Source organism: Limisphaerales bacterium, from assembly GCA_014382585.1.
GTDB lineage: Bacteria > Verrucomicrobiota > Verrucomicrobiia > Limisphaerales > UBA1100 > JACNJL01.
Map to the genome: position 1 here is coordinate 77,469 of JACNJL010000026.1, position 17,953 is coordinate 95,421.

A 17,953-nucleotide genomic window follows, 5' to 3' on the forward strand; every position below is an offset into this window, starting at 1 on the left:
GCAAATCCAAAACCCCAATCATCCATTGGGGTTTAGTAGGTCGCTCGTCCGCCGGAAAGGTCAAATACGCCACCCGTGGTGAACGAGCAATCCTCGCTGGCGAGCCATGCGACCATTGCGGCGGCTTCGTCGACTTCGCCGAACCGGCTCATCGGGATTTTGCTGAGCATATAGTCGATGTGCTCTTGGGTGCATTGTTCGAGGATCTCGGTTTGGATAACGGCGGGGGTGATGCAGTTGACGCGGATGCCGTCGGTGGCGAGTTCTTTGCCGAGGCTTTTGGTGAGGGCGATGACGCCCGCCTTGGCGGCGCTGTAGGCGCTGGCGTTGGGGTTGCCTTCTTTGCCGGCGATAGAGGCGGTGTTGATGATGCGCCCGTAGCCGCGGTCGCGCATGTGCGGCACGACGGTTCGGCAGCAGAGAAACACGGCGTTGAGGTCCACATCGATGACGCGGCGAAATTCTTCGACGGGGTATTCCCAAGTAGGATAGTTGCCGCCTGCGATGCCGGCGTTGTTGCAGAGGATATCAATGTGGCCGAGCGCGGCGATGGTGTTTTCGGTGGCGGCAACGACGGCGTCAGCATCGGTGAGCTCGACGGGTTGAGTTTCGACAGTGCCGTGTTCGGACAGCGATGCCTTGGCTTCAGCGGTGGCTTGGGGGTCGATGTCCCAAAGGCTGACGCGGGCGCCGGATTGGAGGAGTCGCCGGGCGATAGCATAGCCAATGCCGCGGGCGCCACCGGTGACGATGGCGTTTCGATTGGAAAGATCGATTTGGTTCACGGGCGGAAGATAGTGGAAGGTAATCCAATGACCAATCCCCAAATCTCACGGAATGATCAACCACCAACCCTCGAGCTTGGTTTTGGGGTTTTGGATTTGCTTGGACTTTGGGCGTTGGGCGTTGGATGTTTCCCAAATGCACCACATTATTTTTACCACTGCGCCCGATCTTGAGGTGGCTCGTCGTTTGGCGCGGGACGTGATAGAAAACCGGCTGGCGGCGTGTGCGAATCTTGTGCCCGGTGTGGAATCGCATTATCGGTGGGAGGGCAAAGTGTGTAAGGAATCTGAGGTGTTAATGGTGCTCAAGACTACGGGGGAACAGTTGCCGGCGCTTGAGGCATTTGTCTTGGCGGAGCATCCATATGACACGCCGGAGTTTGTGGCGCAAACCATCGAAGCAGGTAGTGCGCGGTATTTGGATTGGATTTCCAGATGTGTCGGGCCGGAGGGCAACCTGTGAATGGCGCACTCTTGACACGTTCGGGCAGAGGGGTAGGGTTCCGCCGATGAATGCTTTTAGACTTTGGATGGCGGTTTGCCTGTTATTTAATCTCACCGCCCGCGCGGCGGAAAGCCAACCCATCAACGGTGTGCGCGCAGTGGTGGCCGGCAAGGTGATTACCCAAAGGGATATTATTTTGCGCGCGGGAAACGTCTACCGGTTAATTCGCGATGCCGACGGCCAACCGGTGAGAGATCTCGAACAGATTTTGACTGAGATGATTAATGAAGCGTTGTTTGTGCACAGCATCAAGATTCACGAAAAATACAAAGTGCTGGCCGAACGGCCCGAGCGTGGTGAGGAATTGTTAAATCAGGAAGTTGCCAACATATACGAGAACGAACGCGAGGCGATGGTGAACAAACTACGAGCTCAAGGCAAAACCGTAGAGCAACGCATGGCCGAATTGGTGGATGAAGAACTGCTGAGCATCGCGCAGAGTTTGGTGATTGATTCGGTTCAGGTTTCCCCCGGCGCGGTGGAGCAATACCTAAAAGATCACCCCGAGGAAGCCGGCAAAGGCGAAGCAGTGAAAGCGCATTGGGTAAGAATCCCAACCGACACCAAAGACATGAACGCCGCCAAAGCCGAAGCACTCGCCGCGGGCCTCAAGTCGGTGGCCGCCGTGGAAAAACTGGCTGAGCAATACAAGGAAGAAGACAAAGGATCGTTGGGCTGGATTTATGCAAACAAGAGTCAACCCCTGCCGCCGGGCGTCAGCCGCGACAATGCGAACGAGCTGATTTCTTTCGGCGAAACCACGGGCCCCACCTCCGGCTCCTGGAAGGATAAAGCTTACTACTACCTAATCTACATTGAGCAATACGAAAAAGACCGGCAAGTGCCCGGCGAAGAATTGCGCCGCCGCGCCGAGCGACGGTTACTGGATGGGTTGCAAACCAAGGCACTGGAAAAATCAATCAAACGGCTCCGCGAGCAAATTTCCTGGCGGCGGATCAATGAGTAGAGGGCAGTAAATGAAACAGGTAATAGTTTTTTTCGGGCTGGTGTGTGCCGGAATAGTTTGGGGTGCAGAGGCTCCCGATCATGCCAAGCTGCAAGCCCGCGCGGCCAAAGGCGATGCGGCGTCGCAATTCGAATTGGCCCATGCGCTGTACTGGGCCAAGGGCGTCGACCGTGATTTGGAAGCCTCCGCCAAATGGGCCAACCGCGCTGCCAAAGCCGGCAATGCCAAAGCTCAGTTTTTACATGCCACACAATTGTTTTTGGCTCACGGAGTTGAGGGGGACTCAAAGGCGGCGATTAAATTGCTGGTCCTAGCCGGCCCCGGCATCGAAAAAGCCGCGCTGCAGGGCGATGCCCATGCGCTCTATATCTCGGCGCAGCTTTATTTTCGGGGATGCAATTCAGTCAACCAATTTGAGGCGGACATTGTGCTGGCCCGTAAACGCCTCAAAATGTCGGCCGAGAAAGGGCATCTCGATGCGGTTTACCTGCTGGGATTGGATATATTTAATCAATACAAAAAATCACCGAAGGATCCCATCAATACCCCGAAACTGGCCGCCCAATGGTTTCTTCGCGCCGCGGAGTTGGGCCATCCATATGCCGCGGAAATATTGGGTGATCTGTTGTATTCGGATTTGATGGGCCCCCGCAAACCCAAGGAGGCGGCGCGTTGGCTCAAGCAGTCGGCGGAACTCGGTTTAGGAAAATCCCAGTTCCTTTATGCCCGTTTGTTGGAAAGTGGTGACTTGGGTGAGGCCAATCAACAATTGGCTTTGAAATGGTATCGCCGGGCAGCGATGCAGGGGCACAAAACTTCACAGGAAATTCTGGTTGAAAAATATTACCACGGAAAATCCGTGGAAAAAGATTTTGAGCAATCTTATATGTGGCTCACCCTTCTGGAACGACAGGGCAATTCTCCTCCCAATACACTCAAAATTAAACAAACCATCACCACCGAACTCACGGCGGATCAGCAGCTGGCCGTACTGCAACGTGCCAATGCGTTAAAAATTCAACGCACTCCCGTGACTGAAAACAATTCGTTGGGCCTGATGGGCTGCTCAATCCGCACGCAACTATCAATTCGGGAAGAATTATTTGAGTGGCGCATTGATAAAGGCGATGCCGGTGCGGCTTTGGTGTTGGGCATGGAATATTTAGACCGCGCGCAACAATTGACCCTTCGACATGGCCAATTGCAAAACGTGGCCGCTCAGATGGCGCGACAAGGCACAGAGGTCGCCCGACTCAAAGCACAGGAATTAATGCTTCGCGCGGCTCAAGATGAAACCGATGCCAACAAATTATATGCCGATTCAAGACGTCTGTTAACAATCGCCGCTGAGAACGATTTTGTGGATGCTCAACATAATTTGGCCGCACTGTACTTATTAGGGATGGGCACCCCAAAAAACCCGGAATTGACGGCGAAATGGTACGAGCGAGCCGCAAAACAAATGGATGCCGAAGCCATGTCCAGACTGGCTGGATTGTACGTGGAAGGGGATTTTTTGAAAAAGAATCTTCCGCGCGCCTTTGAGTTGTATCAGGCATTAGCGGATACAGGAGATGCGCCCGCCCAGAACAACCTTGCTACGATGTATTTGGAAGGCTCCGCAAGCGGGCAGGATTTGCCCAAGGCGGAAGAATATTTCCGAAAATCAGCGCGGCAGGGGCATAGTGAAGCCCAACAAAATCTCGGCACATTTTTGTTGCAAGGCCATTCGAAAAAGGGGATCGATTACGTTGAGTCGGTGAAGTGGTTCACACTGGCGGCCCGACAGGGAAACGCCAGGGCACAAATTGCCTTGAGCGCCGCGTATCATTATGGCGATGGCGTTGCCAAAAAAGATTCACGGCTAGCCTATGAATGGCTGCTCATTGCCGGTGAAGGATTTTTGAGAGAAGCTCAAAAAACCAAAACCCCTAACTATCTCAATGCAATCAGGATGAACCTCGAATTGGTTGCACAGAAGAAACGTGAAGTGGCGGCGGGACTTTCCAGTAAAGAAATCGAAGCCGCTGGAGAACGGGCCAAAAAATTCGTGGCCATCAATCTGTATAATCCGAATCAGACCGCAACGGGCGATCCCAAAGCTACGCTAGCCAAGGCTAATCAAGGCGATTCCGAGGCCCAATATCAGCTTGGCATGTTGCACCTCAAAGGACTCAATGGCCCGGCCGACTTGGTGCAGGCTTACAAATGGCTCACCCTGGCCAAGGATGCCGGCCATGCAACTGCCGGAGCGGAACTCGATACCCTCAGCCAATCCATGAAGAACCCGCAAATTATCGCGGCTAAACGGCTTGCCCGAAAGTTTAAACCGGTGAAGCCGGAACAAAAATAATCGATGCGCGCGGTCGGCCTTATTCTGTTGTTGGCGCTGACGGCCGATCTGCCCGCGGCTGATCTTGCGGCCCTGCGCAAACAGGCTGCCGCCGGCGACGCCAAGGCTCAATATCAATTGGGCGAAATCTTACATGAAGCCCGGGTCGTGGCGCGCGATTTGGATGCCGCCCGCCGATGGACCACTCAAGCCGCCGATCAAGGTCATGCCCGGGCGCAGTATCGGTTGGCTTCCATGCGACTGCTCGGCGAAGGTGGCACGCGCGATGCGCAGGCGGGGATGGCCCTTTTCAAAAAATGTTTACCCGCACTCACCCAAGAAGCTCAGGCCGGACAGGCCGATGCGCAAGGGAAGCTCGGCATTCTTTTTGCCCGCGGCGTGGGTGTGGAACAGGATGCCGACGCCGCGGCACAATGGTTTTTCAAAGCCGCGAAGCAGGGCAACATCAAGGCTCAGGCTGATTTGGCCAGTGCCTATCTCACCGGACAGGGAGTCGAGGCCAATCCCACCAAGGCGGGCGAATGGTTTACCCGTGCCGCGCAGAAGGGATTTGGGCCGGCCATGATTCATCTTGCCGCGTTGGAATTACAGGGCCGCGGTCGGCGGCAAAATTTGAAGGTCGGCAAACAATGGCTAATGAAAGCCACCGCCGTGAAGCACCCCGGCGATGCCGAACGCGCGCGCACGTTGCTGGAGCGCTTGGCCAATCAGGCGCCGCGTCTGTTGCCCGATATGGATACCCTTCATGCCCGCGCCGACCAGGGCGGGATTGAGGCTCAAATTGAATTAGCCCGTCGCTACGAAACCGGTTCGGGTCTTCCGGTTGATTCCGCTCAAACGGTGAAGTGGTATCTTCGCGCCATCCGGTTGGGCTCGGCGGAGGCCGCGCATCGGCTGGGCGGCATGTTCGCGTTGGGGCGCGGGGTGAAAAAGGATCCTGCGCGGGCCGCACGGTTTTGGAATCTCTCCGCCCGTCTGGGCTATGCCGCCGCACAGATTGACTGGGGCGTGATGTGTGCAAAAGGCGAAGGCTCGCCGCGCAATCCGGCTCAAGCTTACTACTGGTTTATCGTTGCCCGTCGGCACGTGGACGATCCCAAGCAAATTGAAACCCTCGCCCAACTGCAAACCCTCGCTTCCACCGAACTGACGCCGGACGAAGTGTTCGACATCCCGCAAGACGCAGCAAACTTCCTGGCGCCCAAAGCACTGACCCTGCGTAAGGCGATGGCGATGGCGGAGTACGGCGATGGTGCGGCGCAGTTTAAACTGGGTCAGGCATTGGCCGAAGGCACCGGATTGGAAAAAAATGTGGCGGAGGCCTTCGTCTGGTTTTCATTGGCCGCAAAACAAAAAGTAAACGCTGCCGGCAAGGCGCGGGATGCGCTGAAACTTTCGGAAAAAGAAAAGGCGATTGCGGAGAAAAAAATAAAATCCTTTAAGCCACTGCCCCCCCCGAAGGCGAACTAGCGGTGGACTAGCGCTTCGTGGCCAGTCGGCGAGTACGGAAGAATTGTTCCACGGTTTCCATCTTCGATGCGTCCGCGTCAAAATGATACGAAAGGCGTTTGAGCCTGGGCAGGTTGCGCAGGAAATCAATCTCCCCGTGCTCGCGCGGCAGTACCAACACCTCCAGATTGGTGCACTGAGAAAGCACTGTGAGGTCGCGCAGTTGTTCGCAGCCATCGAGGCGCAGTTCCCTGATTGGCAATCCGGCCAGCGGCTTGAGGTCCGTCACCGGCGTGCGGTCTAAATGCAGTGTGCGCAGCGGCATGTCTTTGAGTGGTGCGAGTGAGTTTACTTGCGTGCCGCTGAGGTGCAGGTACACCAGCGGCGTACCCGTCAGCGGATTCAAATCATCCACTGGTGCGAAGGCGATGGTGAGCGATTGCAGCGGCAACCCCGCGAGTGGGGTGAGGTCGTCCACTGCCGTGTAGGCGAGGTACAGCTCATGCAGCGGCATCCCTTTCACCGGACGGAGATCGTTCACGCGCGTACGCCACAGGTTAAGCGAGCTGATTGGCAGTCCCGCAAACGGCTTGAGGTCACGGGTTTGGGTGCCGGAAAGATTGATCCTCAAATATCCAAACGCATCCCGCTGCAAACGTCCGGAAAGGCCGATCTGTTTCATTGCGGCGACCCCGCGTTGCCAGACGGCAAGCTTCTCGCGTTCCATCAACGCAGCCGTGTGGCGGGCATCGGGGCCGAGGCGTTGATGGGTTTGCCATTGGTGCACACGGCTCATCGCGTGCAGGGGCAGGGCGCCCTTGTTGAATTGATTGAAATCACGAATCAACTCCTGGCTGAGCTTTAGCGCACGCGCACCGAAAGGATGCGGCTCGTTCATCGATTTTAATACCGCCGCGGCCTCGGCCGGTTGCATGAGGGCGAGGTGTACGCGGGCGAGGCGATGGGTGTGGGCGGGTTGGGGGTCCAACTCGTGCGCCAATCGGGCGGTGGCCAGTGCGCCGGGGAAGTTGCCCTGCGCGATAAGGTCGCCCGCTTGCTTGTGGCAAATCGGTGCGGTGCGCTGGAGGCGGGCGGCATCTTCGCTGCGATGATGTTGATGGCGTAAATGTTGCCAACCCACCGCGACCCCGAGCAGCACGATGATGCTGGCGGCAGCGGCAAGCGGCCCGTTGCGGCGGATGGACAGGCGGAATTGGCGCAATCGCCCGGCGTGTTCGGCGCTGGGAGCGTAGCCCGATTGCCATGCGGCCACGTCGCGTTGCAGGGCTTCTACGGCGGGGTAACGCTTTGCGGCATCGCGTTGCAGCGCCTCCATTGCCACGGCGGCCAATGCTTCGGGCACGCTGCGCTCGGGGCAGTGGACGAGTACGGCGGCGTTAGGTTGGTCGGCGAGTTTGGTGAGGGGAGTGATTTGGCCAGCCTTGACTTTTTCCAACACCTCGGGCCCGCCGCTGGTGAAGGGCGGGCGCAGGGCAAGGATGTGGTATAGGATTGCGCCAAGCGAATAGATGTCGGTGCGTTGGTTGATCGCTTCGAGCCGGCCTTCGGCTTGCTCGGGGGCCATGAAGCCCGGGGTGCCCATGACGGTTCCATAGCGGGTGCCTTCGTTTTCGCCGGAAGGCGGCATGGGCTCTTCGGCCTGGTTGATAATCTTGGCAAGGCCCCAGTCCATCACGAAGACTTCGCCGTACTCGCCGAGCATAATGTTGGCGGGCTTGAGGTCGCGATGGATGATGCCTTTGGCGTGAGCGTAGGCAACGGCATCACAAATTTTTTGGTAAATCCGCAGCAGCTGATGGAGGGGATAACGGTCGACCACATTGGATTGCCCTTGGCGCAAGCCGTTGAGCACGTCTTTGAGGGTGGTGCCGCGGACGTATTTCATCGCGTAATAGTTTTGGCCGGCGGCGTCCACGCCGAGGTCGTGGATGGGGACGATGTGCGGATGGTCAAGCCGCCCAAGGACAAGCGCTTCCTGGGTGAAGCGCCGCGCGAGGCTGGCGGAGGCAGCGACCTCGGGGGTCATTAGTTTAAGCGCCACGTGGCGTTGGAGTTGGCGGTCGTGCGCAAGATGGATTTCGCCCATACCGCCCTTGGCGAGATGGCGGACCCGTTCGTAGCGATGGGGCAGGGCGGCGGGGGGCGTGTCGGCGGCAGGGATTGCGTGAAGGGTGACGACAATTTTGCCGATGGAAAAGGATTGGCCGGGCTGGATGGTAACGGGGCCGGCGATTTGGCGGCCATCGATGAGCGTGCCGAATTTTCCGCCGGTGTCTTCGAGCAGGCAGCGGTCGGGGGTTATAGTGAGATTGGCGTGTTGGCGGGAAACCTCCGGGCTGTCGAGCGTAATGGGGCACGCGGGATCGCGGCCGATTGGGAATTCGCCCGGGACGAGGTCATACGAGACCAGCAACTGACCGCCCTTATGGGCTACCAGTTTAATAATGGCAGTTGGCACAGTTCCTCCTTGCCGCCACACCGTGACGGGAGTGCAGGCTGCCTGAAAAACGGCCAAAAATCAAGCCGCAAGACAGGGGGACGGCGTGGTTGGGCTTGCAATCAGGCTTGGTTTTCCTATGATGCGCGCCCGTTTATCCCGACTTATGCGGCAGATACCATTAATTGCATTTAATGCCTTCATGGAGTTGATACGGCAGCCTGTCTTTTTGCTGTTGTTTACCCTATCCGTGATTGTGTGTTTGTTGCTGGCGGCGACTCCGTATTTTGGTTTTGGCGGAACGGGCATTGACGTTGTTAATTTCGATGTAAAAATGGTGAAGGACGGCGCGCTGACGGTGATGCTGATTTCGGGTCTGTTCGCTGCGGTCATTTGTGCGTCGACTTCATTGGCGAAGGAAATTTCCTCGGGCACAGCCATGGTGGTGCTTTCCAAGCCGGTGGGCCGCATGCATTTTGTGGTGGGCAAATTTCTTGGCGTGGCCGGCGCGCTGACCGTGGGCACTTATCTGAATCTCCTCGCCGTATTGCTGGCCAGCCGCATGGGCTATGATGCCTACGGGAATCCGGATATTGTCGGGGTACTCACCATTCTCGGTTTCATGGCGTTGGCTTATGTTGCTGCGGGCTTTTTGAATTATTTTTTACGCAAACCCTTTGTGCCCACCTGCGTGACGTTATTGGTGGTGTTGCTCACCCTTGGGTTTCTCACCGTGTGTGCGATGGATAAACAACGGGCTTGGTGGGTGGTGGATTCCGGCGAGGATATGAACGCGGGATTTATGGACATTTGGGTATTCACAGACGCAGCCGGCACCGATTCCCGCGGGGAAGCGTTGGGTGCAGAAGAGAAAGACGAGTTTGCCGCCGGTGTGGATTGGGGTATAATTCAGCTCAGCCTGCTCATCCTCTTTGCCTTGTGGTTACTCTCGGCGCTTGCGTTGTTATGTTCTACTCGACTTTCGTGGCTACCAACGATGTCCATCTGTTCAGGGGTATTTTTAGTGGGGCTGATGTCTGATTATTTATTGGGCCGCACGGCGGAAGGCGGGGGAATGATCCATTCCGGCGAATATGTAATTTGGAATCCACCAGGAAATCAGGCCGGCACGCATTCAGTGTTCAGGCTCAAGCCGCGCGGGATCCGGCGATTGGCGGGTATGGAATTCCTTGTGAAAATGAATGTAAATGGTCCCGCCACACCCAAAGACAAGCAGCTGGTCGATGGGGTGTTGACGCTGGATGTGACCACGGATGACGGCCAGATTAAGATCGAGTACGAAGAGCTCAAGACGAAGTTGGATGGGGTGCTGAAACTCCGTTGGAACGAGCCGCTGGAGCGCAAAATGATTCAAATTGGCCGGTTATTGTTGCCCGGAGAATTCCCCGGAAATTCGATGGAACTCAAACTGGCCGGTGAAATTCGCGAGGAAATCAACAACCGAAGCGCCGAATTAGAGCAAGATGAGGCGAAAAAAGACCTGCTGATTGAGTTTCGCATTCTGGATGATCAGGTGACGACTGAAGTGGTGCCCGGCCATTTAGCCCTGTGGATTATGCCTGAACACGGCACCCTCACCAAACTGGATGCCTCGGTGGATGAGGAAGTGACCGTGGCTCGGGGTGCTGTATGGGCGAAAATCCTTTACGTTTTAGTGCCAAACTGGCAGCTTTTTTGGCTCTCAGATTCTGTGGGCGTGGAAGCTGAAGAGTTATCCAGCCGCCGCGATTTGGAAGCGGCCAAGGTTGAGGCCGGCAAAACTGGCGATCGGGTGGACATGACCCAGAACGTAAAAGTTCAGAAACGGGCAGACATTAGTTACCGCGAAGGTCAGGTGCCTTGGAAGTACATTTTAACCTCACTAATATATGTGGTGGTTTATGTTGGCGTGATGCTTTCGGGTGCGCTGATGTTGTTTGAGAATCGAGAATTAGCCTGACATGGAAAAAATCAACAAAACCGGCGGACTGTGGAATGTGGCCATCAGCATTGGAGCGGCGGCGCTCGCGGGCATTGTGGCTTGGAAAACCAATTCCACCACGGCGCTCGCGGTTTCCTTTTTTCTGGGGCTGTGTTTGCTGGTGAGTTTGGTGGGGCTGTTGCACATGGATCTCACGGACCGCGAGGGAATGGAGACGCTGGAAATGGACGCCATCAAAGCCGGTCGAGGCGGCGATGCGTTGTTTGAGCAGGGCGAAGTGTTACCCGCCAAGCGGTCACGCGAACAATTTGAGCGATGGTTTGTGCCGGTCATCTCTGTGGTGATGTTGGGGTTGCAGCTTGGGGGGGCGTACTACCTCGGTTTCCACAAAATTTCCGGAATCTTGGAGGGGATGAAAACAGATGCCACGCCGATTCTGGTGGAATCGCGTTATTTAGGTTTGGCAGGAGCGGCATTATTAGCGGTGATCCTCTTCATGCGCGGACAATTTGCCTCAAACCTGGCGCGCCTGCAGCGTGATCGGCTGTTACAACCGGCATCCGATTTTATCCTGTTTTCAGCCTACCTGCTCATTGCGTTGGCGGCGGTATTGGCGGTGAGTTTCAAGGAGCAACGGGTGGATCTTTGGGTGGGAATTGTGATGACCTGCCTGTTGGTTGGCATAGCGCTGGAGAATTTGCTGAGCATGATCTTCGAGGTTTACCGCCCGCGCGTGTCCGGGCGGCAGGGGCGATTGCTGTATCGGAGCCGTTTAATCGGGTTGATTGCCAAACCGGAAAACCTCTTCACCACCGCGGGCAAAGTGCTCGACTATCAGTTTGGCTTCAAAGTTTCAGAAACCTGGGGCTACCAGTTTTTGCGTGAACGGTTGGGCGTGCTGATCGGGATTCAAATTATTATATTTTGGCTGTCCACCAGCGTGGTCACCATCGGGCCATCCGAGCGTGGGCGTTTGCAAAACCTGATGTCCGGCAACCAAACCTCGCAGTGGCTGGGTTCGGGGATCCATTTTAAATTGCCCTGGCCATTTGCCGAAGTAGAGCGGTTTCACCCCAATCAGGTTCACAGTTTTTATGTCGGCTTGGAGGCAGATGACGATCCGGATGTGGTGAAACGGGCGCGTATTTGGCTCAAGCCCAGCGGGAAAAATTACGACAGCGAGCTGAACGGAAATCAAAACGGCGTGGGCAAAGGGAAAATTTATTTCCCCACCGGCAGCGGAAAAGCAGGCGTATCGGAAAATCTCATCGTCCCCAGCATTCCGGTTCACTATCGGATTTATGGGTCCTCAGAGACTGATCGCAAAGGATTGGAAGATGGTTGGCTCCGGTATTCCGATCCGGAAGCGGTGATCAAGGAATTGGCGCACCGTGTGGTGTCGCGCTATTTCATCAGCAAAGATATGAAAACTCTGATGCGCACCGGCCGCAATCAGGCGATGGATGACGTTAAAAAAGAATTGCAGATGTTGACTGATGCCCGCGGGCTTGGCGTGGAAATCCTGTACGTGGGCATGGCCGATTTGCGACCGCCGGCCGAATCCCCCATCCAAATGGCGGGCATGAAAGAAGACAAAAGCGCGGGTCCGAATAAGAAAGAAACCATGAGTCCGACTCCCGTGGCTGCAGTATTTGAACGGGCCATCATGGCGAACATCACACAGGAAACCGGCAAGGCACTCGCTCGTAATGCCGCGCGCCGGGAAGAATCCATGCAAACCAATGAGGTGCAGACGATCATCAATACCGCCATTAGCGATGCCACCGTGAAACTGAAAGTGGCCCAGTCTCGATTGGAATTAAGTCGGCAACAAAATGAACCCTTCCGGCGCGCACCGCGGTTGTTTTCTCTTTGGCTATACACCCGCTCAGTGAAACGTTCACTGGTTGACACCCGGAAATATATTGTGGCCGTAAAAAATGCGGACATATCAGCCGACATCGATCTTAAGGAGCTCACACGGCGCGGCATGCTGGATGTGAAAGTGCCGCCCGCCGGAGACAAAAAATAACCCAGGAATTACACTATGAAAAAAACCGTAAACATAATCATCTTTGCGTTGCTGCTGCTGATCTTCGGCTCGTACATATTCACCTTTCAAGTGCGACAGGATCAGGTGGTGTTCGTGGAAACCTTTGGCAAACGTGCCGATGCCATACAGGAACCCGGCCTGAGATTTCGTTGGCCCTGGCCCATTCAGGAGGTTTACACCTTTGACCGCCGCATCCATTTGCTCACCACCCAATACGGCCAAATCAGTACCGGCGACAGCAGCCTAGTGGTGCAGCCCTACCTCGGTTGGCGCATTCAGGATAACCCCAAGACCTTCATTGAAAAAGCGAAAGGCAGTTCCGCTGCCGCCCGCCGCGCTTCTGCCGAAGCCTATTTGCGACAGGCCCTCGAAGGAGCGGTGACCTCGGTGTTTGGTGACAAAGAAAACCTAATCGTCACCACCGAATCACTTCATGAAGGAGAACGGGCAGCACAAGGGAAGCAACACACCTTCGGGAAATTGGAAGCGGCAATTCTGAGCAACGTGAAACCCAAGGCCGAAGCATTTGGAATTGAGCTACGGTTTGTGGGCATTCGCCGGGTTGGGATCACTGAACACAGTGTTCAAGTGACGTTAAATTCCATGGTTACTCAATGGGACGATGAGGCCGCCACGAACATGAAAAAGGCTCAAGACGAAGCCCAGCGAATTCGAACGGAAGCCGCGAACAAACGAACGAGCGCGCTCAAAGAGGCCCGGGCAAAAGCCGACATCATCGCAGCCAATGCAAGCGCTGATGAAGCAAAGATTTTTTCTGAATTGGAAGAAAAAGATGCGGATTTAGCCGCCTTTCTCATCGAGCTCAATGCAATGGAATCGGTTTTGAAAAAGGAAACCACTCTCTTCCTCGATGAGAATTTCCCATTCCTGCAACCGTTGCGCGGGAATTTTTTGATGAAGGAAACCAAGCTCCCCGATAATACGCAGACTGAGTCTGCCCCTGAATGATGAGCGATTCGGACGAAAAAAACAAAGATTTGGTCGACCACGACTTGGGGCATGAAGCCGGGTCGCGGGCGATGGATCAGGCGCTGCAAAGCAGCTTCACCATCCTGAAGCTAGTGATTGCGGTGCTGGTGGTTTATCTGATTTTTTCCAATACCTCCACGGTGGAAGGAAAGAAAGAAGGCGTAATCATCCTGCGCTTTGGTAAAGCGCGTGAAGCCTCCTCCAAAGATGTGTTCGAATCGGGGATCCGATTTGCCCTACCTTATCCGTTGGAGGAACGGGTGGCCATCGAACGGGAACGTCCGATCACCACAAAGTTTTTCAAATACTCACCGGTGGGCCGCATTGAGATCGGTGATGATTTGGATAACCATCCGTTGAACGCTGAAAAAGATGGCTACGTGTTAACCCGCGATGGACGGATTCTGCATTTGGAGGCCACCTTGAATTTTGAAATCGAAGATCCAAAAGCATTTGCCTTTAATTTTGCCCAGCCCGAGAAAGTGTTAACCACCGCGTTCGAAAGTGCCATCACCCATGCGGCCTTTGAAGTGAGAATGGAAGAGCTTCAGTCCCAGCTTCAGCTTTTCACTGAAGACGTGAAGAACCGGACGAAGGAACTGGCCAAGCAATACGGATTAGGGGTGAAAATCAACGGAGTTTACATTCGACAGGCGGATGTGGAGTTGCCGTTTATGATTCGGACCGCATATAAAGGGATGAACAGTTCCCTGAAAAATGCAGGTGATATTATTCAACAGGAAAAAAACAAAGCCCGCCAAACGGTTGATGCCATTATGGGCGACGAAAACAGCACCAACCCCACCGGTGAAGTGGCCGTCGTTCTGAGCAAAGCCAAGGGGCAGGCCGTCAGCACCATGCGGGAAGCGGAGGCATTGCGTCAGCGGTTTTACAGTATTTACGGCGGGGAAGAAGAAGGCGCCCCGGTGCGCTCGATCGAGGAGCGGAGGCACGGGATGCACCGGCTTTATTTTGAAGTATTCGACCGGCTCATGACGGAGTCGGATCTGAAAATTTATGTGATTTCTAATCGCAGCGGGCCCCGGCAAAAAGTGCATCTACTCATTAACCCCAAACCGCCCGAGCCGAAGAAATCACCTTACGATAATTTAAGTGGACAACAGGGGCCTCCCGGAGGTGGACCGCCACCCACGCCGCCGGCCGGCCAATAAATATTTTTTGCCAAACCCATGCAGGACACCGAACAACTTGAAACGGCGGAGAACGCCAAAGTCAAACAGGCCGCCACCACGGTGAAATATATTTTCGTCGGCATCCTGTTCGTCATCAATGGCTTTATTGCTGATTGGTTTCTCGGATCGGAATCCAGCGTGGGTGACCTGAGCGCCATGATCGGTGCGTTCATTCTTGGCATTCGCATCTTTCGCACCACCATACATGATTTGCGGCAAGGACTGCTCACCACCAATGAGCTGGTGGCCATCGCGGTGTTGGCAACGTTTTCATCGGGCGAATATCACGCCGCCGGGCTCGTGGCATTTTTCATGTTGCTCGGTGAAATGATTGAGAGCCGAACCGCTTCCGGGGCCAAGGAAGCTATTCGCCGATTGATGAAGCTGACGCCCACCCGAGCCATTCGGATCGTGGATGGCGTTGAGGAAGAAGTGGCGGCGGTGGACCTCGCCGTGGGCGATCGCATCCGCGTGCGGCCGGGCGACAATGTGCCTGCGGATGGTGAGATTCTTCTGGGCACCGGATCGATCAATCAAGCCAACATCACCGGTGAATCGCTGCCGGTGGATAAGCAACCCGGCGACAATGTTTTTCAGGGCACGATCAATCTGGACGGGATGTTGGAAGTCAACGTCACCAAAGTCGGGGAGCAAACGGAATTTGGCCGGGTGCGCGAATTGATTTTACAGGCGGCGCAATCCAAGACGCAGCTGATGAAAATTGTGGATCAGTACATGGGATTTTACACGCCGTTGGTGTTGGTCATTGGCGCGTTGGTTTGGGCCTTCACGCAGGATTTGAACCGCGTGATCTCTGTGTTCATTGTGTCCAGCCCCGTGGCTTTTATCCTCGCCACTCCCACTGCGATGGTGGCTGCGGTGGCCACTGCGTCGCGTTTGGGGATTCTCATCAAGCAGGTGAGTGATATTGAATTAGCTGCGAAGATCAACGCGTTTGTATTTGATAAAACCGGCACCATCACCACAGGCACCCTGACGGTGAGTCGTTTGGCTCCGGTGGAAGGGGTAACCCGCGCCGAGTTGTTACTGGCAACCGCGACGGCGGAACAATACAGCAATCACCCCACCGCAAAAGCGATTGGGAAACTGGCAGCGGAAGCGGGGTTGAAGCTCTCTGATCCAAAAGATTTTAAGGAAATCGCCGGTAAAGGCGTGCAGGCCACAGTGGACGGTGCCAAGATTTTGGTGGGCCGGGAAATGTGGCTCAACGAAATTGGCGTGACCGGTGATCTCACCGGCTCGGTAGATATTGATGAAGCCGCCGGATACAGTTTGGTGTTTGTTAGTCGCAACGGGGAATTCATCGGCTGGGTGGGGATGACCGATGAGATCCGCACTGAGGCGGCCGAGTCGCTGTCGGAATTGCGGCATGAAGGTGTGCGCCGCCTTGCGATTGTCTCCGGTGACCGTACGCCGGTGGCCGAGCGTGTGGCCGCCGAGGTGGGCTGCGAAGAGGTGCGCGCGGAATGTTTGCCCGGCCAAAAAGTGGAATACGTTCAGGATATCCGATCCAAGGGTTACAAGGTTGCCTTCGTGGGTGATGGCGTGAACGATGCCCCCGCGCTCAAGGCAGGCGATATCGGCATCGCTATGGGCGCAGCTGGCAGTGATGTGGCCATTCAAAGTGCCACCATCGCGCTGATGAATAATGATCTGCGGCGTCTTCCCTTTTTAGTGCATCTCTCCCGGATGACACGCAGCGTGATTAACCAGAATTTTATTTTTGGAATTCTGTTTGTCATCATCGGGCTGGTTCTGGCCACGTTGAGTTACATCACTCCGGTGAAGGCAGCCATGTTGAATGTGGCCGGCTCGTTGATCGTGGTATTCAATAGTGCCCGACTGGTTCGTGAAGGTGAGGAATTTGATCCGTTTGAAGAAGGGCGCGAGTCCGAGCCCGAGGCTAAGGATTCAGAACCGGCCGAGATCGAAATTGGGGCAGAGCCCAAATTGGCAGTGGAGACGGACTAATTTGATTCCCGCTTATGGTTGAAACACAAACACAAGATACATCGCGCGAAACCGAAGGCGGGGCGATCGTACGGGTTGACAATTTGGTCAAAGTATTTCGCGATTTCTGGGGACGGCCCAAAGCGCGCGCGGTAAATGGGGTGAACTTCGAGGTGCGCACCGGCGAGGTTTTCGGCTTGCTGGGCCCTAATGGCTCGGGGAAATCCACCACCATCAAAATGATGCTCGGCCTGCTCAATCCGACCAAGGGATTCATCGACATTTTTGGCCAAAGCCCGCGTGATGTGAAAACGAAAGAACGGATCGGGTATCTGCCGGAGGAATCGTATCTTTACAAGTATTTGAATTCAACTGAGACGCTGGATTTTTTTGGCGGTTTGTTTGCGCTGGATTCCAAAGAGAAAAAAATCCGATCAGAACAATTGTTGGACATGGTGGGACTCACCGCCACGCAAATGCGGACAGTGGGTGAGTTTTCCAAAGGTATGCAGCGCCGGATCGGGTTGGCTCAAGCGTTGATCAACGATCCTGATCTGGTGATTCTCGATGAACCCACCAGTGGTTTGGATCCGGTGGGTTGCCGGGAAATTAAGGATCTCATTCTCAACCTCAAAGCGCGGGGGAAGACGGTTATCCTGTCCAGTCATCTGCTCGCTGACGTGGAGGATGTGTGCGATCGCGCAGTGATTTATTATGGCGGCAAAATTCAACAGTACGGAACGCTGGAGGAATTGCTGACCGAACGCGACACCATTCGCTTCACGCTTCCTGCGTTGTCCGAGAAAGCCCAGCAGGAAGTCATGAACGTCCTTGGTAAACACGTGGCCAAAGATCAGGTGCGCGTGGAAAACCCGACTCAAAACCTGGAAAGCTTTTTCCTGAACGTGGTGGAAAATGCTATCGCGAAGGACGAGGGGACCTCCGGCTCCACGGCGGGTAATGAGGTGGCTGAATTTTTGCGGGCGGATGATCCGTTGCCCACGCAGGCAGACAAGATGCTTGAGCGGCTTGCCGAAAAGGAATCCGCCAAAACCGTCCCCACCCCGGCTGAGCCCGTGCCGGAGAAGCCAAAAGTGGACACCGCTAAACTTGATTCCCTCTCCGGTGACGAGACTAAGAAAGAGCTCGTCAAACGGGATTCAGGAAAAACTAAACAATCACAATCCCTCGACGAGGCCGATGACAAACTCTCCGGTCTGCTCGGCGGCGATTGATTCAACCTCGCCGACTTTGCACGATGGACTTCAACCCCATTGAACACAGTTA

Annotated in this window: 12 protein-coding genes; 10 read left to right on the plus strand and 2 right to left on the minus strand. The window is 55.2% G+C overall.

Annotated elements, in window-relative coordinates:
* Nucleotides 1–32 precede the first annotated feature (32 nt).
* Nucleotides 33–785, minus strand: coding sequence for an SDR family oxidoreductase (locus tag H8E27_03855; GenBank protein MBC8324741.1), 753 nt, complete (start codon nucleotides 783–785; stop codon nucleotides 33–35).
* 136 nt (nucleotides 786–921) lie between these two features.
* Between H8E27_03855 and H8E27_03860 the strand changes: the two genes are divergently transcribed.
* The 4 genes from H8E27_03860 to H8E27_03875 are packed head-to-tail and all read left to right on the plus strand — an operon-like array spanning nucleotide 922 to nucleotide 6,080.
* Nucleotides 922–1,248 (plus strand): divalent-cation tolerance protein CutA, encoded by a 327-nt coding sequence (locus H8E27_03860; protein MBC8324742.1) that lies wholly within the window; start codon nucleotides 922–924, stop codon nucleotides 1,246–1,248.
* Nucleotides 1,249–1,294: 46 nt separating this feature from the next.
* Entirely contained in the window at nucleotides 1,295–2,257 is a 963-nt protein-coding gene (locus tag H8E27_03865; protein MBC8324743.1) for a hypothetical protein, read from the plus strand.
* Between the two features lie 10 nt (nucleotides 2,258–2,267).
* Complete coding sequence (locus H8E27_03870; protein MBC8324744.1) at nucleotides 2,268–4,610, plus strand: SEL1-like repeat protein; 2,343 nt, start codon at nucleotides 2,268–2,270, stop codon at nucleotides 4,608–4,610.
* Between the two features lie 3 nt (nucleotides 4,611–4,613).
* Complete coding sequence (locus tag H8E27_03875) at nucleotides 4,614–6,080, plus strand: sel1 repeat family protein (protein ID MBC8324745.1); 1,467 nt, start codon at nucleotides 4,614–4,616, stop codon at nucleotides 6,078–6,080.
* A 7-nt stretch (nucleotides 6,081–6,087) separates the two neighbouring features.
* Here H8E27_03875 and H8E27_03880 read toward each other — a convergent pair whose 3' ends face one another.
* Complete coding sequence (locus tag H8E27_03880; GenBank protein MBC8324746.1) at nucleotides 6,088–8,538, minus strand: protein kinase; 2,451 nt, start codon at nucleotides 8,536–8,538, stop codon at nucleotides 6,088–6,090.
* Between the two features lie 181 nt (nucleotides 8,539–8,719).
* Here H8E27_03880 and H8E27_03885 point away from each other — a divergent pair, with 181 nt between their 5' ends.
* The 6 genes from H8E27_03885 to H8E27_03910 are packed head-to-tail and all read left to right on the plus strand — an operon-like array spanning nucleotide 8,720 to nucleotide 17,901.
* Nucleotides 8,720–10,477 (plus strand): ABC-2 transporter permease, encoded by a 1,758-nt coding sequence (locus tag H8E27_03885; GenBank protein MBC8324747.1) that lies wholly within the window; start codon nucleotides 8,720–8,722, stop codon nucleotides 10,475–10,477.
* A 1-nt stretch (nucleotide 10,478) separates the two neighbouring features.
* A complete protein-coding gene (locus H8E27_03890) occupies nucleotides 10,479–12,491 on the plus strand; it encodes a hypothetical protein (GenBank protein ID MBC8324748.1) in 2,013 nt (670 codons plus the stop codon).
* A gap of 15 nt (nucleotides 12,492–12,506) precedes the next feature.
* Nucleotides 12,507–13,481 carry a hypothetical protein gene (locus tag H8E27_03895; protein MBC8324749.1) on the plus strand — a complete coding sequence of 325 codons (975 nt, stop codon included), beginning with the start codon at nucleotides 12,507–12,509 and terminating at the stop codon, nucleotides 13,479–13,481.
* Nucleotides 13,478–14,674: a hypothetical protein gene (locus H8E27_03900; GenBank protein MBC8324750.1), complete on the plus strand. Its 1,197-nt coding sequence runs from the start codon at nucleotides 13,478–13,480 to the stop codon at nucleotides 14,672–14,674. The genes H8E27_03895 and H8E27_03900 overlap by 4 nt, the downstream gene beginning before the upstream one ends.
* Before the next feature lie 18 nt (nucleotides 14,675–14,692).
* Entirely contained in the window at nucleotides 14,693–16,687 is a 1,995-nt protein-coding gene (locus H8E27_03905; protein MBC8324751.1) for a cation-translocating P-type ATPase, read from the plus strand.
* 14 nt (nucleotides 16,688–16,701) lie between these two features.
* Nucleotides 16,702–17,901 (plus strand): ABC transporter ATP-binding protein, encoded by a 1,200-nt coding sequence (locus H8E27_03910; protein MBC8324752.1) that lies wholly within the window; start codon nucleotides 16,702–16,704, stop codon nucleotides 17,899–17,901.
* The last annotated feature ends 52 nt before the right edge of the window (nucleotides 17,902–17,953 follow it).

Coding starts and splice junctions, on each gene's coding strand:
- H8E27_03890 (MBC8324748.1), top strand. CDS start 10,479: ATGGAAAAAATCAACAAAACCGGCGGACTGTGGAATGTGGCCATCAGC.
- H8E27_03900 (MBC8324750.1), top strand. CDS start 13,478: ATGATGAGCGATTCGGACGAAAAAAACAAAGATTTGGTCGACCACGAC.
- H8E27_03905 (MBC8324751.1), top strand. CDS start 14,693: ATGCAGGACACCGAACAACTTGAAACGGCGGAGAACGCCAAAGTCAAA.
- H8E27_03885 (MBC8324747.1), top strand. CDS start 8,720: ATGGAGTTGATACGGCAGCCTGTCTTTTTGCTGTTGTTTACCCTATCC.
- H8E27_03870 (MBC8324744.1), top strand. CDS start 2,268: ATGAAACAGGTAATAGTTTTTTTCGGGCTGGTGTGTGCCGGAATAGTT.
- H8E27_03875 (MBC8324745.1), top strand. CDS start 4,614: ATGCGCGCGGTCGGCCTTATTCTGTTGTTGGCGCTGACGGCCGATCTG.
- H8E27_03895 (MBC8324749.1), top strand. CDS start 12,507: ATGAAAAAAACCGTAAACATAATCATCTTTGCGTTGCTGCTGCTGATC.
- H8E27_03865 (MBC8324743.1), top strand. CDS start 1,295: ATGAATGCTTTTAGACTTTGGATGGCGGTTTGCCTGTTATTTAATCTC.
- H8E27_03860 (MBC8324742.1), top strand. CDS start 922: ATGCACCACATTATTTTTACCACTGCGCCCGATCTTGAGGTGGCTCGT.
- H8E27_03910 (MBC8324752.1), top strand. CDS start 16,702: ATGGTTGAAACACAAACACAAGATACATCGCGCGAAACCGAAGGCGGG.